General features: G+C 69.1%; 14 protein-coding genes. 6 read left to right on the top strand and 8 right to left on the bottom strand.

Annotated elements, in window-relative coordinates; translation table 11 throughout:
* Window positions 1-55: 55 nt before the first annotated feature.
* Window positions 56-850 carry a transposase family protein gene (locus JOF36_RS34710; protein ID WP_210036492.1) on the bottom strand — a complete coding sequence of 265 codons (795 nt, stop codon included), beginning with the start codon at window positions 848-850 and terminating at the stop codon, window positions 56-58.
* A gap of 285 nt (window positions 851-1,135) precedes the next feature.
* Between JOF36_RS34710 and JOF36_RS34705 the strand changes: the two genes are divergently transcribed.
* Entirely contained in the window at window positions 1,136-2,167 is a 1,032-nt protein-coding gene (locus JOF36_RS34705) for a TerC/Alx family metal homeostasis membrane protein (RefSeq protein ID WP_245353161.1), read from the top strand.
* A 409-nt stretch (window positions 2,168-2,576) separates the two neighbouring features.
* On the opposite strand, the gene JOF36_RS34700 is transcribed toward JOF36_RS34705, so the two are convergent.
* Window positions 2,577-2,966 carry a helix-turn-helix transcriptional regulator gene (locus tag JOF36_RS34700; protein WP_307862783.1) on the bottom strand — a complete coding sequence of 130 codons (390 nt, stop codon included), beginning with the start codon at window positions 2,964-2,966 and terminating at the stop codon, window positions 2,577-2,579.
* 178 nt (window positions 2,967-3,144) lie between these two features.
* A complete protein-coding gene (locus tag JOF36_RS34695; protein ID WP_005456773.1) occupies window positions 3,145-3,642 on the bottom strand; it encodes a hypothetical protein in 498 nt (165 codons plus the stop codon).
* 269 nt (window positions 3,643-3,911) lie between these two features.
* Here JOF36_RS34695 and JOF36_RS34690 point away from each other — a divergent pair, with 269 nt between their 5' ends.
* Together JOF36_RS34690 and JOF36_RS34685 are read left to right on the top strand one after the other, a co-directional pair.
* Window positions 3,912-4,961: a TerC family protein gene (locus tag JOF36_RS34690; RefSeq protein WP_005456772.1), complete on the top strand. Its 1,050-nt coding sequence runs from the start codon at window positions 3,912-3,914 to the stop codon at window positions 4,959-4,961.
* A 100-nt stretch (window positions 4,962-5,061) separates the two neighbouring features.
* The gene (locus JOF36_RS34685; RefSeq protein ID WP_005456771.1) at window positions 5,062-5,469 is read left to right on the top strand and encodes a bacteriophage spanin2 family protein; all 408 of its coding nucleotides are present in this window, start codon (window positions 5,062-5,064) and stop codon (window positions 5,467-5,469) included.
* A gap of 117 nt (window positions 5,470-5,586) precedes the next feature.
* On the opposite strand, the gene JOF36_RS40485 is transcribed toward JOF36_RS34685, so the two are convergent.
* From JOF36_RS40485 to JOF36_RS39660, 5 genes are read right to left on the bottom strand one after another with little or no spacing between them, the layout of a single operon-like run.
* Window positions 5,587-6,408, bottom strand: a complete 822-nt coding sequence (locus JOF36_RS40485) for an NUDIX domain-containing protein (protein WP_281072827.1) — start codon at window positions 6,406-6,408, stop codon at window positions 5,587-5,589.
* The gene (locus tag JOF36_RS34675; RefSeq protein ID WP_073575400.1) at window positions 6,401-6,760 is read right to left on the bottom strand and encodes a hypothetical protein; all 360 of its coding nucleotides are present in this window, start codon (window positions 6,758-6,760) and stop codon (window positions 6,401-6,403) included. Before JOF36_RS34675 ends, JOF36_RS40485 begins: the two co-directional genes overlap by 8 nt.
* Window positions 6,761-6,774: 14 nt before the next feature.
* Complete coding sequence (locus JOF36_RS34670) at window positions 6,775-7,890, bottom strand: NsdA family TPR-like regulatory protein (protein ID WP_307862782.1); 1,116 nt, start codon at window positions 7,888-7,890, stop codon at window positions 6,775-6,777.
* A 37-nt stretch (window positions 7,891-7,927) separates the two neighbouring features.
* A complete protein-coding gene (locus tag JOF36_RS34665; protein WP_210036491.1) occupies window positions 7,928-8,770 on the bottom strand; it encodes an IS5 family transposase in 843 nt (280 codons plus the stop codon).
* Window positions 8,746-9,042 (bottom strand): helix-turn-helix domain-containing protein, encoded by a 297-nt coding sequence (locus JOF36_RS39660; protein WP_245353128.1) that lies wholly within the window; start codon window positions 9,040-9,042, stop codon window positions 8,746-8,748. Before JOF36_RS39660 ends, JOF36_RS34665 begins: the two co-directional genes overlap by 25 nt.
* Before the next feature lie 450 nt (window positions 9,043-9,492).
* On the opposite strand from JOF36_RS39660, the gene JOF36_RS34655 reads away from it, so the two are divergent.
* The 3 genes from JOF36_RS34655 to JOF36_RS34645 all read left to right on the top strand — a co-directional run bounded on the left by JOF36_RS34655 (window position 9,493) and on the right by JOF36_RS34645 (window position 14,120).
* Window positions 9,493-9,678: an FxLD family lanthipeptide gene (locus JOF36_RS34655; protein WP_009151814.1), complete on the top strand. Its 186-nt coding sequence runs from the start codon at window positions 9,493-9,495 to the stop codon at window positions 9,676-9,678.
* 81 nt (window positions 9,679-9,759) lie between these two features.
* Window positions 9,760-12,873, top strand: a complete 3,114-nt coding sequence (locus JOF36_RS34650) for a lantibiotic dehydratase (protein ID WP_177242877.1) — start codon at window positions 9,760-9,762, stop codon at window positions 12,871-12,873.
* Window positions 12,870-14,120 carry a lanthionine synthetase C family protein gene (locus tag JOF36_RS34645; RefSeq protein ID WP_210036490.1) on the top strand — a complete coding sequence of 417 codons (1,251 nt, stop codon included), beginning with the start codon at window positions 12,870-12,872 and terminating at the stop codon, window positions 14,118-14,120. Before JOF36_RS34650 ends, JOF36_RS34645 begins: the two co-directional genes overlap by 4 nt.
* Window positions 14,121-14,145 lie beyond the last annotated feature (25 nt).

The following is a 14,145-nucleotide window of genomic DNA, read 5'->3' as shown; positions in this document are numbered from 1 at the left end:
CCCCCGATCAACCTTGACAGCCACATTCCGGCCAGTGAACTCTTTCCACTTGGCGTCAGCCAGCGAGGATGAGGGTCTGAATCGCGTTGACCAGCGCGGTGGTCCGCTGCGGGCAGCACCGGATCTTCCGCAGAATCTTCCAGCTCTTGAACATCGCGTTCGCGCGTTCACCGGGGCCGCGTTGCGCCGCGTGGGCGGCGTTGACCTCCCGCTGCGCCTGTGAGAGCCGTCGGCGCTCGCCGGTGTGCCGGTCTGCGGGGCGGCGTCGCTGCGGCAGCTGGAACACCGGGCCGGCGCCGCGGTATCCGCTGTCGGCGACTACCTGCACCCCAGCAGCGGTGAGGGCCTCGATGATCCCGTGCGCGCGGGCAGCACCCATGTCGTGCCGCGCACCGGGAAGCGCCGGCGACGCCCAGACCAGACGCCCGGCCGGGTCGCTGATGACCTGCACGTTCATGCCGTGGCACTTCCATTTCCCCGAGTAGTACGAGCGGTCCCGGCCCGAGGCCATCGCGACCCGGTCGATCCGCAGCAGGGTCCCATCGAGGATCACGAACGCCTTGCGCAGCGCGACCGCGACCGCCTCGGCCAAGGTGGGCGCCTGGGCGGCGAGGACGTCGATCGCCTCGCGGACGTAGCGGAACGCCGTGGTGGTGCCGATCCCGAACCCGGCGGCGAGGTCGGGGTAGGTCTCGCCCTTGCGCAGGTGCGCCAGGGCGAGCAGCGCGTGACGGCTGACCGGGAGTCGCCGCCAGCGAGTACCGCGCTGGTTGCGGCTGCGCTGCAGGGCGTTGGTCAAGGTGATCAGCGCGCGAGTGGACACCGACAGCGCGGACGGGTAGGAAAGCACCGGAGCTCCTGGTGGACAACGAGATGATCTAGACAATCACTCGTCTACCAGGGGCTCTTCTACTTTCCAGGCCCGCCGCGCCGGACACGTCAACCCGCATGGTCACCAGGTTGGAAAGGGTTCAGTGACACTGCGTGCAGAGGGGAGTACTTCCCTAAGTGTCTGCCTGGTCAATACGGACACCCCATGGTGTCCCCGGGCGACCGCCCTCACCAGGGTGAAGGAGACCTCGAACGTCGTCCGTGCGCGGAGGTCTTCGTGCCCTTTCATCCCGTGGTGTCGTCTCTGTCCGTGGCCGCGCCCGCCGACTCGGCGGGGTCCTCGTCGATCGGGTCGCCCTGGTTGTGGGTCGCCAGCATCGCCGTAATACTCGGCCTCCTCGTCACCGATTTCGCCGTCACCCGCCGTCCCCACGAGGTGTCGATACGGGAAGCGATTGGCTGGTCGGTGTTCTATCTCACGCTGCCCGTCCTGTTCGGGATCTGGCTGTGGGCGGTGTTCGACAGCGGGCCGGCACTGGAGTTCATCACCGGCTTCGTGGTGGAGAAGTCACTGTCGGTGGACAACCTGTTCGTGTTCATGCTGATCCTGGCCGGGTTCGCGGTCCCGTCCCCCATTCAGCAACGGGTGCTGCTGTACGGCATCGCCGGTGCCCTGGTCCTGCGGGGCATCTTCATCGCGGCGGGCGCGGCGCTGCTGCAGGCAGGCACCTGGGCGTTCCTCCTCTTCGGCCTGATCCTGCTCGTGTCCGCGGGCAAGATCCTGCACGAGGTGCACACCGGTTCGGCCTTCGCGGGCCGCGACGTATCCCAGATGCGTATCGTGCGACTGCTCCGCAGGTTCATGCCCGTCACCGACGACTACCGAGGCACCCGGCTGACCGTACGGGAGCACGGACGACGCGCGCTCACGCCGCTTGCGGTGGTGGTCGCCGCGGTGTTCGTGACCGACGTGGTGTTCGCCGTGGACTCGGTCCCCGCGGTCTACGGCATCACCGCGGACCCCTACCTGGTATTCGCCACCAACGCCTTCGCGCTGCTCGGCCTGCGCGCGCTCTACTTCGTGCTCCACACCACGCTGGCCAAGCTCGTCTATCTCAACCACGGCCTGGCGGTCATTCTCGCGTTCATCGGTCTGAAACTGGTGTTGCACTGGGCCCACGGAATCTGGCCGGCCACCCCGCAGATCCCCACGCCGGTCTCCCTCGCTGTCATCGTGGCCATCCTCGCCGTCGTCATCGCGGCGAGCCTGCGCACCCGCCGCCGAGCCGAGCAGCACGTGATTGAGGCCGAGCAGCACGTGATTGAGAAGGACTGACCATGTTCACCATGCTCACCGGATTCCTCATCGACATCGCTGTCACGGCACTCATTCTGCTGGCGTTGGTCATCACCTGCGCAGCGTTGGTGCCGCCCCGCCCGCCACGATGAACACACGCCGTCCCGGGTGGCGTGTCAGTGTGGGGTGCGAAGCGAGAGGGGCGCTGGTCGTCGCGAGGTCCTGTCCGCACACCGCCCGGCCACGCCACGTAGCCCTTGCCAGGGCGTGCTTGGTGGTGCTGGCGTCGGTGGCGTGAGGTTTCCTGGACCCGCGCGGTGGGGCGGCGGGTGCCTGCGCCGGATCCGGGTCGGCCAGATCGTGTTGACGACGCGGGGCTTGGTCGTTGAGGTACTCCCCCTCAACGTCGAGAATGACGAACTGTGGTTCGTTTACCAAGGGTGGCGAGTTATCCGGTGCGGCGACGACGCGGAGGAGTCGAGGCGCCGTCAGCCGAAGCATCACGAGCATCGTCAGGGGTGGCGGGACCGACGGCGGTGATGAGGTCGGCGATGCGGTGGTGGGCTTCCAGCGGGTGGCGCAGATGGCCGTCGGGGTTGATGCGGTAGTGGTTGCGGCGGCCGACTTTGGTGCGCTCGATGTAGCCGCCCTGGATGAGGTCGGTGAGGATGAGCTGGACGGCGCGGGTGGTGATGCCGACCTTCTGGGCGATGACGGGCAGGGTCTGGTGCGGGTCGGCGGCCAGGCAGAGCAGCACGTGGGCGTGGTTGCGCAGGAACATCCACGACCCTGGCGTCTGCGACGCGGCGGCGTCGGCCGGTTCCGCACCAGCATCCACCACGCCAGAATCCACCGTGCCGGAGTCGGTGGGATCCGAGCCCGCTGGGGTGGGGAGGGCGTGGTCGGGTGGGGGTTCGGCAGGCCGCATGGGGCCGACCATAAGGCATTCCTTCCACTCTCGATGCCGCTGTCGGCGCGGGGTCCGGATCGGCGGGGAGCTGCTCGACCGGGTGTGATCAGACCAGCATCGCGTCGGGCAGGGTGTGCTCGTCTGCGCGGCGGATCCGCAGCCGAGGTTGAGTGAGGCCGAGCAGGTACTGGCAGGTCGCAGGCGTGAGGAGCTCGGCGCGAGGATGGGCGGGCAACACGAGCACGTCGGCGTCGTGCACTCGGCACAGTCGCAGCAGGGCGGCGGCCACGCGCCGATGCCGGCCGCCCGGCCCGCGACGGTGATGCCACGCGGTGGTGTGGATCCGCACGCCCCGCTCGGCCAGCCCGGATGACGGGAGCCGTGACAGCGCGGGAGCGAGCGCCGCGGCGGTGACCTGCTCCCGGCGGACCTGCTGCCAGGCGATCAGCCGCGCGTTGAGCGTGAGCCCCGGCGGCGGGTGCAGCACGGCGAGCACGAGGTGGCCGTGGTCGGCGATCAGTTCGACCGCCGCGGGCAGCTCGGCGGCCGGCGCGGGATCGGTGGCGTCGACGACGCAGACGAGGGTTGTGCACTGGGCGGGCATCAGCGGACCTGCTTTCCACGGCACGGATCGAGGAGGCCGCGCGCTGGCCTCATTTCCAGATTGACGAAGTACGGTTCGCCAGTCAAGCCTTGACAGGCGAACCGTATTTCGTCATTCTGGTGGTGCGGAGGGGAGTACCCACCACGTCCGGGATCGTCATTACGGCAGTTCGATGGCTGCCCGGTCCCGGCGCCACCGGACCCAGCGCACGTGCTCTGGCGGTTGGGGAGACCTCCGGTTTCACTCGACGTGACCGGAGGTGCTTGACTGTGGTTGTTCCGTTGTGGGCGTGGGCCGCGGTGCTCGGCGTGATCCTGGTGATGCTCGCGATCGACCTGTTCGCCCACCGCCGCGCACACGTGGTCGGGGTCCGCGAGGCCGCCGCCTGGTCGGCGGTGTGGGTCGCGCTCGGCCTCGGGTTCGGCGCGATCGTGTGGTGGGCGTGGGGCAGCGAGTTCGCCGCCCAGTACTTCGCGGGCTACGTGATCGAGAAGTCCCTCGCGGTGGACAACGTGTTCGTCTTCGCGATCATCTTCGGCTACTTCGCCGTTCCCCGCGAGTACCAGCACCGCGTGCTGTTCTACGGCGTGCTCGGCGCACTGGTGTTCCGGGCGGTGTTCATCGCCGCGGGCTCGGTGCTCATCGCGTCCTTCGCCTGGATCCTGTACGTGTTCGGCGCCTTCCTGGTCGCCACCGGTGTCCGGATGGCCGTGCACCGCAACGAGACCATCGACCCCGACCGCAGCGTCGTGCTGCGCCTGTTCCGCAAGGTCATCCCCACCACCGAGGAGTACCACGGGCAGAAGTTCCTGGTGCGCCAGGCCGGGCGCTGGGTGGCCACCCCTCTGTTGGCGGTGCTGGTGCTGGTCGAGGTCACCGACATCGTCTTCGCCGTCGACTCCATCCCGGCGATCTTCGCCATCACCCAGCAGCCGTTCCTGGTGTTCACCTCCAACGCCTTCGCCATCCTGGGCCTGCGCGCCATGTACTTCCTGCTCGCCGACCTGATGCACCGCTTCATCTACCTCAAGCTAGGCCTCGCCCTGGTGCTGGTGTGGGTCGGCATCAAGATGCTGCTGCTCGACCTCTACAAGATCCCCACCTGGTTCTCGCTGGCCGTGGTCGCCCTCCTGCTCGCCGTCGCCGTCACGGCCAGCTGGATCCGCACCCGCACCACCCCGGCCACCCCAGCGGCTGCCTCTGCCGATTCGCTGGCCGGTGCGGAGCCCGACACGGTCACGACCGAGCCAGCCCAAACCGGGGCGGCCGCAGCCGAGACGGCCCCGTCCTCGCCCACTGGCCTGTCGACGCGCGACTGACGCGCGTCGACCGCCCCGGTGCCGCCCACCGCTCACTCCCCCCACCAGCGGTGGGCGGCACCACCCCACAGACCCAGCCCATCCGGAAAGGAACCCGCTCATGCGCATCTCGACTCGATGGACCTCTGTGCTGCTCGGCGTGGGCGTCGTGGCGGCGATCAGCGGCTGCGGCGCTGTCCAGCAGGCCGGCGACACCGCCGGTTCGGCCGCGGACACCGTGACCGGCGCGGTCGCCGCCGCCGAGGTGTGTAGCGACGCGCTGGCACTGGTCGCCAACCCGCCCGACCTCAGCGCACCGCAGGCCGCACTGGACCAGGCGCACACCACCGCCACCGAGCTCACCGACCTGGCCGCGACCACCAGCGACACCGACATCGGCCGCGCCATCACCGACCTGGCCGCCACCCTGCAGACGGCCACCCTGGACACCCTCACCAGTGCTCCAGCCGCCTGGCTGCAGACCAGGGCCGATCAGGCCGCCGCGCTCACCACCGCCTGCGCGCCCTGACCAAGTAGGGTCACGGGCACGACAGGAAGCAGCCCGTGATGAGCACCGTCGGCGACCCCGCTGAACGTTCGTCGGTCGTCCCTCCCTTCCAGGTGAGCGGCCCACTCGCAGGCGAGGTCAGGTTGTCGAGAGCTCCACCCCAAGCTCCTGGGCGAGGGTTTCCTGGGTGAAGCCGAGAGCCTCGCGCCGTGCTGCGAGAGCATCTCGTCGTATCGCCATAATCACTCCCAGATTCGCTAGCGCACCCACGCTACCCGGCGTTGATCGGACCTGATCAGCGGCCATGTCAACGACGAAACGGCGGACGTTCACGTCCGGACGTGCGACCCAGACCGCCCATGAAAACGCCAGAGCGGGATGGTGCTTGGGACGATCTGTGCTTGTCCGCAGGGGCCGCCACCAACTAAAGCCCCGCCCGACAGGATCAGCGCGCCTCGACCGCGTGCTCTGCCGCGAGCCTGCGCACATACGCGCGGATTCGGTCGCGATCCTCGGGGAACACGCTCTCCCACGATTCGTCAAGTCGACCCACTTCGGCGGCTGTCCCTTCTCCCCGCCGAGTGGCGCGTCGCGGTTGATGACGGCTCCGTAGGACAGGCTCAGCGTTGGCGTCCAGTCGGCGCGGAAAGAGCGGACAGCGACGGCCGCCGGCACTGACAGCAGCTCGCCCAGCAGGCCGGTCTCCTCCAAGAGTTCACGGGCTGCTGCGGCTCGAGGCGTCTCGCCTGGCTCGACGGTTCCGCCAGGCGGTACCCAGCCTCGCACCCGGTGCCGCACGAGCAGCACGTGGCGGTGCTCCGGGTCGGTGACCCAGACCTCGGCTGCGAGCGGCTCCAACGCGGTCGAACGTGCGTGTAGCCACGCCTGAGCGTCGTCGTACTCGGTCTCGGCAAGGCGAGCATCGACGGCCGCAGCGTCGATCGTCGCCTGGTCAGGCATCGCGTTCGATGCGCTCGAAGATGTCGATATCCGTCGCCTTCTGCCAGTCCGGCAAATCGTTCCAGTCCGCGACGTACGACGGCTTCGGCTCGGGGAAGTGCTTGAAGATCTGGCCGATCCAGCACAACGCCACAAAGCGGCCTTTCTGGTCTGGGGTCAGTTTGGTGGTGGCGCCGTCGGTGGCCTTGATGAAGGCGACGACCTGGTCGTACACGGCGGTCGCGGCGTCGCGTTCCCAGTCGGGGGTCTGGTCCCACGGGGTGATGTAGCCAGGCTTCGGCTCACCGGGGTAGTGCTTGGTGACTCCGGCGATCCACGCCTCGCGGAACACGCGGCCACGGTCGTTGTGCATTCGGTCGTCCTCCATCACGCGGCGCGGTTGCCGACGAGTTTGGTGATCTCGGCATCGAGTCGCTGGATTTGTTGGTCGTTGAGCAAGGAAGCAAGGTGTGGCTGAAGGACCCGCAGCTTCTGTGCGATGACCCCCGAGCGGGTCTGGCGGGCGGTAGTCAGGACGGTGTCGGCGTAGGTGACGACCTGGTCCGGGTCGCGACGGTGCACGCCGATCATCGCCAGGTCGGTCAGGACGCCTGCTTTCCGGCGGGCGGTCAAGGTGCCCTGCAGGGCGTCGACCAGAGCCGCTTCAGCTAGGTCGTGGCGGCCCAGCGTGACGTAGCAGGTTCCGCGTTCTTCAGCCAAGCGGGAGCCATCAAACCGGAGCCAGCCGCCGTTGTGCACCTGGCCCCGTAGGCGCTGGACCTCAGCAGCGGTGTCGAGGGCATGTTGGCAGGAGTCAAAGTCGCCGAGGCCGGCGAAGGTCTCGGCCTGCACCACGGCGACCCAGTGTCGGGTCGACAGGCTGGGGTCGCCTCGACGTGCGATGGTGGCGGCCACGTCGAGCATCGGCGCGGCATCCGCGAATCGGCGCTCGTACACGGCGACGAAAGCATGCCTGGTCAACGCGCAGGCCCACAGGTCGGAAGCGACGGCCTCCTTGCTCGCTGTTGCCGCAAGCGTGTAGCAGTGAGCGGCGTCGGTGTATCGGTTGCCGTCGAAGAAGATTTCCCCCGCCAACTGGAAGAGGTCGGCGGTCAGCTCGCAGAGCCGTTGTCGGATGGTCGGTGTCTGCGGTCGTCGCAAGGAGTCGCTGAGTACACCGAGTTGGGCTCGGACCAGCGGCAGCACCTGGGCCTTGGTCGGCGACAGTGCGTACACGCGCCACAGGTGGGAGTTGAGCTGGGCGAACTCCGCTGCTCCCGCCGTGTCCACCGTGCCCGCGTGAGCTGTGGCGGCGAGCCGGTCGACGTCGCCGAGTACTGTCTCGCCAGCAGGCAGCGCGAGCAACGCGCCGGTCATGCTGAACAAGCGCAGCAGGTCACGACGGTTCATGTCGTCGGCCTCCGCAGGGTCGGCTGGTTCAGTGGCAATGGTAGAAGCTTGCCGGTTCGGCGTGAGCAACGCATCCAACTGGTCGAGGCTCACATCGAGGGTCTTAGAGGTCGCGCGGATTGGTTGGTGATCACGGGCGTCGCGTAGGCCGGGTGTCCCAGCGGTGCGTGGTCCAGGCCTGCCGGATCAGGCTACGGAGTGTGATGATCGTGTCGGCGAGGTCGAAGAATGCGTCGACGACGGTCTCGCGGCGCTCGTAGCAACGCTGCAGCCGGTTGAAGCCGTTGTGCCAGGCGTTGGTGCGCTCGACGTGCCAGCGGTGGGTGGCCTGGATCGGCGCCTTCTCGCCCTTGTGCGCGATCTCGCCGTGCAGGCCCCGTTCGGCCAGCTTGTCGCGGGTTTTGCCCGAGTCGTAGCCGGCGTCGAGGTGCACGGTGATCTCCTCGGGCAGCGGTCCGAGAGCATCGAGGTGGTCGAGGGTGGGGCCCAGCAGCGGGGAGTCGTGGCGGTGCGCCCCGGCCAGAACTCGGCCCAGCGGGATGCCGTAGCCCTCGACGAGCACCGAGCGCTTCATGCCCTGTTTGCGCCGGTCAACCGGCGACGGGCCGGCGACCTCGCCGCCGCCGGGGGCCTTGGTGATGGCGCCGTCGACGGCAATGTCGTGAAGCAGCAGGCCGACGATGCGGTCGTAGGCCTCGAGGGCGATCCGGCGTAGCTGGGTGAAGATTCCGAGCCGGATCCACTCGTCGCGGCGATCGCGGATGGTGGTCGCCGAGCAGGTGCTGTCGGCGATGCCCTGGTAGGAGCAGCCGAACCGCAGCACCTGGATGAGCCTGTCGAACACGATCCGATCCGCGATCCGGCGGCGGTGACAGCCCCACGGATGAGTGGGATCGAACTCAGCCCGTGCGGGCAGCAGCGCGGCGAACTGGTCCCAGAGTGGTTCAGTCAGCCATGATGGCAGGGCGGGCACGCGGCCTCCAGACGATCACGAAGCGTAGACAACTTCATGATCGGCAGGTCTCGTGCCCGCGCCTTGTTCGCCATGCCTGGCCGCGACCGAGTCGTGATCAATCCGCGCGACCTCTTAGCCAAACACGGTCGACGGTACGGCTGCGGGGTCAGGGTGCCGCGTTCCCAGCGTCCGACCGTGGAGAACTCCACGCCCACCGCCGCGCCGAAGCTCTCCTGGGTGTAGCCCATCTGCTCACGCCGCGCGGCGAAGGCATCTCGTCGGTCACTCATGAACACCACCTCACCCCGTCGGTCACCTGCCACGATAGCCAGCTACGGGTCAAGGCTGATCACCCGCTCGGCGAGCTGTACCCGTTCGGACTACCGCCTCTGAAAAGGCGTTTATGCAGGTCAGAGGTGATGACGCCTCATTGCCGCCTCATCGACGCCGCGTCGGCGCTCTGGCTATCGTTGATCACCAGGGGTTTGACTGATATCGCTGCGGTCCGGGCGAGCTTCCGCTTCGGCGCAGCCCGAGTATCCGGAAGCGTCTTTCACCGGGACGTGCCGTCGAGGGGTGTGTGGTGGTAGGACTGCCCTCCACTTCGATGGAATTCCGCTCGCGGGTGTGCTGGCGGGAGCGCTCGGTACCTCGGTCGAGTTCCGGGCTGGTCCGCCTGGCGGGCGAAGTCACGGCCGACTCGCCGGGACTCGGAGCGTAAAACCCACGAAGGAGGATCTGTGACGGTTCAGATGGAGTGGTCGCCGACCACGGTGGCCACGCCCGCCGCGGAGGTCGAGATGGGCTCGGAGTTCGACCTCGACATCACGCTGGTCGAGGTGGTGGACCCGGCGCATCTGATCAACATGACGGATGACGGCTGCGGGACGACGTGCGAGAAGTCGACCTGCATCAGCGCCGCCTGATTGTCACGAGCGACCGGACGCCCGCCAGGGGCTTCTTGGGCGGGCGTCCGGTTTCCATCCGTCGCTTTGGAGAGGTGTCCCGTGTCCACGGCCTTGCCCGACCGCGTCGGCTTTCGAGCCGCGGGTGGCCTGTTGGTCCGGGCTGTTGCAGAGGGCGAGCTGAAACTTCCGCCGTGGCCGACGCTGACCGCGACCGGGGCCGACGCCGTCACCGCGTGGGTGGACTGGCTGCGCGAAGTGTGGGAGGTCGAAGCCGTCCGTGACGCCATCGGCCTGGCCAGCCCTGTCCTTGCTGACCGCGTCCACAACCTGTGTGGCGCTCAGGTTGCCAGCGAGCGCGAATCCCGGCGCGTGGTGCTGTCCGTTCTGCGGTACCTGGCACGGTTGACCGGCCGTCCGACTCCCAACGGCTTGTTCGCCGGGGTCACCGCCGCGCGGTTCGACGCGGATCCCTCTCAGCGTTGGGGTGATGATCATCGCGCGGACGCTGCGGCCGACGCCGGGTGGCTGGCCGAGGTCATCCGACGGTTGGAAGGTCAGGCCGAGATCCTGGAGCGCTTGGTCCTCGTCGCGAACTCCACGTTGATGGTGCGCGGTGAGCGGCTTGTGGTTCCGTACCAGCCGACCGTCAACCATCGAGGCACCGGCGCAGTCGAAGTCGAACTTCGCTACACCGGCCCGGTGCGCGCGGCCGTGCGAGCTGCGCGGACACCGATTCCTTTCGATGACATGCGCGAGCAGGTACAGGCCGAGTTCCCGAGCACCGCCGGGAGCACGGTGACCGGCTTGCTGGCCACGTTGGTCGCTCGTCGCGTGCTCGTCACCAACCTCCATGCGCCGAGCACGGAGCCCGACGCACTTGGCCACTTGGTGCGCGAGCTGGCCACGGTCGGCGAGGCTGCCACCGAGCGGTGCATGACGCTGAACGACATCCACGACATGTTGCGGCGACATCGGAACAGCCCAGCGGAAGCGCGGCGCAGGCTACGGACCGACGCCGCCGCGTCCATGAGCCGCCTGGCTCCGTCACGGCGGAGCCCAGTCACGGTCGACCTGCGGCTGGACCTGGACGTCGTGCTCCCCAGCGCAGTCGCCCGCGAAGCGGAACGTGCCGCGCTGGTCCTGGCGCGCCTGACCTCCCGCGCCAGCAGTACGGCAGCCTGGGCGGACTTCCACCGACGCTTCTACCAGCGGTTCGGCACCGGCGCACAGGTGCCACTGCTCGAGGTCATTGCCGACAGCGGGATCGGCTGGCCTGACGGCTACCCCGGCACCAGCGGAGTGGTCACACGACCCCAGCAGACGCCTCGGGACGAACGGCTGCTGGCGTTGGCCCAGGCCGCCGCGTTGGACGGTCAGCAAGAGGTCGTCCTCGGCGAGAGGTTGATCGCCGAGCTGGAGCTGGCGCCTGTGCACTCGATGCGGCTGCCCTCGCACCTCGAGTTGTGCGCCCGTGTCGACTCCCCGAGCCTGCAAGCCCTGAAGCAGGGCAACTTCCAGCTCGTCGTTACCTCAGTCTCGCGATCGGCCGGCGTCGTCAGCGGCCGTTTCCTGCACCTGTTCGACGAACACGACCGCCGAATGCTGATCACGCCGCTCGCCCCGCCCGCGTCTGACGGGGTAATCCAGGCCCAGTTGTCATTCCCGCCTCTGGACCCCGCCACCGCACACGTCGCCCGCAGCGCCCAGGTCCTGCCAACCATCGTCAGCCTCGCCGAACACCGCGACACCGCCGCGTCAACGGCGGTCCTCACGGCGGCGGACTTGGCGGTCAGTTGCGACAGCGACCGCCTGTATCTGACCGCACCCGCCCTCGGCGCGAGGGTCGAAGCGTGGGGCTTGCACGCACTCAACCTACGCAAACACACTCCGCCGCTGGCCCGCCTCCTGGTCGAACTGACCCGCGCACACTGCGCGGAGGTCACCGACTTCGACTGGGGCACGGCGGCCACGTTGCCGTTTCTTCCTCGGCTGCGCTTCGGCCGCATCGTGCTGTCCCCGGCCCGGTGGCGGTTGGCCGCAGCCGACCTTCCCGACCGGACCTCCAGCTGGGCGACCTGGGACAGCGCCCTGGCCGAGTGGCGCACCCGCCGCCGCCTCCCGCAGGCGGTGTTCCTGGTCGACGGGGACTGGCGGTTGCCGCTCGATCTCGTCGAGGACGCACACCGGGTCCTGCTGCGCGAGCACCTCGGTACCCACCCCCACGCGGTGCTGGAGGAAGGACCCGCTGAGGACGCCGCCGGATGGCTCGATGGCCGTGCTCACGACGTCGTCGTGCCCATGGCCAGCTGTCAGCCGCAGGCCACGACGCGGCCACCGCGCCCGACGCCCCAGCGGATCGTCCGGCCAGGTGAGCACGGGCTGTCGCCGGGTGGTTCCCCCATGCTGTTCGCCAAGCTCTACGGCGACCCGCAACGTCACAACACCGTGCTCGCCAAGCACCTGCCCGCACTGCTGGCGGAGTGGGGCGATGCCCAACCGCGGTGGTGGTTTCTGCGATTCCGCGAGGGCAACGAGCACTACCTGCGCTTGCGGATCAGTCTCCTCAGCACTGAGCCAGTGGTGTTCGGCGAGGCGGCCGGCCGGGTCAGCGCCTGGGCCGACCGGCTCCGCCGCCTCGGCCTGCTGCGCGACATCGCTTTCGCGACCTCCTACCCGGAGACCGGCCGCTGGGGCTCAGGTGCGGCACTATCAGCCGTCGAGGCGTTCTTCACGGCTGACTCCCGCGCCGTGCTCGCCGAGCTCGCCTGGCCCGCGCGACCGCACGACCATGCTCTGGCCGCGGCGAACTTCGCCGCCATCGCCGTCGCCTTCATGGGAGGGACCGAGGCCGGGATGCGGTGGCTGGTCGACCATGTCCCGGCCAAACCTCCTACCGTCGTGCCCCGGCCGGTGTTCACCGAGGCACAATGCCTCGCCGACCCCTCCGAGAATTTCCGCGCCTTGCGCAGCACGCCGGGTGCGGCTTCGGTCGTCGCGACATGGGCCGAGCGCGCCCAGACCGTAGCTGCCTACCGAGCGCACCTGTCCGGGGCTGAGGCCGAGGGCGTCGACCCGGACGCCGCCTTGGGCTCGTTGCTGCACACGCACTTCCTGCGGGCCTACGGCATCGAGCCCGACGACAAGGCGGTGTGCCTTTACCTGGCCCGGACCGCGGCCCTGACCTTCGCCGCCCGCACCGGAGGACCGCGATGAACGCCGACCTCGCCTCGGATGCCGCGGTCGAGTACGCGACGGGGATCGCCGATCGCCTCGCCCGGCCGGACGCCCCCCACCTGCCCACGGACGAGCCGTGGTGGCACCAATCCCTCGCCCACGGCGCTCCTGGTGTGGCACTGCTGCACATCGAGCTGGCAGCCGCCGGGATACGGCCGTTCGACCGCGCCCATGACTGGCTGACCGCCGTCACCAGCAAGCCGATCACCGCCGGAGCGAGCACCGGCTTGTTCTACGGCGCGCCGGCAGTCGCGCGCGCCCTCGCGGGAGCCGCCACAGTCCGTCCCGGCACGTACCAGTCCGCCCTCACGCCCTTGACCCGGCAGATCGCCGCCGACGCCCACAACCGCGTCGACAAGGCCCACGAGCGCATGGACGTCGTCGGGATGTTGCCGCAGATGGCCGAGTTCGACACGATTCGGGGCCTCGCTGGTCTCGGTGCCCATCTGCTGCACCACGACCCCGACGGCACCGCCCTGCCGGCCGTTCTGGGCGCCCTCGTGCGGCTCACCCAACCGGTGATGGTCGAAGGAGAGGCCCTGCCGGGGTGGTGGACCCTCACCGGTCCCACCGGCCACGAGGACGACGAGTTCCCCGGAGGCCACGGCAACTTCGGCGTAGCACACGGCATCGGCGGCCCGCTGGCACTGCTGGCCCAGGCCCTGCGCCGGGGCATCGCCGTGGACGGGCAGCGCCAGGCCGTCGCGACGATCTGCGCGTGGCTGGACTCCTGGCGCATAAGCACTCCGAGCGGGCACCGGTGGCCCTACATGGTCACCCGAGACGAGGCGCGTTCGACGCCGATGTACGTGCGGCACAGCGGGGCCAGCCGACGCCCGAGCTGGTGCTACGGAACAGCGGGCATCGCCCGCACCCTGCACCTCGCCGCCCTGGCCCTCGACGACGCCGATCGCCGCCAGATCGCCGAGGAAGCCGTGATCAGTGCGGTGACCGACCCGGAACAGGATGCGTTGATCAGCGACGCTTCGCTGTGCCACGGCTACGCCGGACCCGCCCGGATCACCGCTCATACCGCCATCGACACACCGGAGCCGGCCGCTTCCCGACTCCGCGCGCTGGCCACCGAGATGCTGCACCGCGCCTGCGCCCAGGCCGTTCCCGAAGGCCCCGGCTTCCTCGAAGGCGCTGCCGGGGTCGGCCTAGCTGCCCTCGCCGCTGAGATCGAGCCCGCGACAGGCTGGGGCACCGGCCTGCTCATCACCTGATCCGTCCGAACGCGATCCGTCCGAC

The sequence above is a fragment of the Pseudonocardia parietis genome, from assembly GCF_017876315.1.
Classification (GTDB): domain Bacteria; phylum Actinomycetota; class Actinomycetes; order Mycobacteriales; family Pseudonocardiaceae; genus Pseudonocardia; species Pseudonocardia parietis.
Note: the sequence above shows the minus strand (reverse complement) of the source record. Positions and strands in the feature narration are given on the sequence as shown.